The following is a 259-nucleotide window of genomic DNA, read 5'->3' on the forward strand; positions in this document are numbered from 1 at the left end:
GGGTAGGTATACTTGAGCTCGTAGGCTTGATTGTTCTTTTTGGCATAGGCTGTGAGCAATCGATTACCGCGATAACTGTCAGATCTGATGTTCGTGACCTGATACCCTTTACGACGTAAATCGTTGCGCAGCTGTTGGCTAACGCGGTTATAGTTAGCATTGCTGTAACCCTTATCACCGCGATAGACGGACTGATTGTCATAGCCTGGACCAACGACGGTACAACCGACCATCGTGCCTAGCAAGGTAAGCGAAAGGC

1 protein-coding gene is annotated in these 259 nt (G+C 49.0%); it reads right to left on the reverse strand.

All coding sequences use genetic code 11. From position 1 onward, the window contains the following. On the reverse strand, window positions 1-259 hold a 259-nt coding region (locus AAEZ03_RS27985; protein WP_350583186.1), incomplete at both ends, for a hypothetical protein.

The organism is Pseudomonas sp. HY2-MNA-CIBAN-0224 (assembly GCF_040310285.1).
Lineage (GTDB): Bacteria > Pseudomonadota > Gammaproteobacteria > Pseudomonadales > Pseudomonadaceae > Aquipseudomonas > Aquipseudomonas helleri.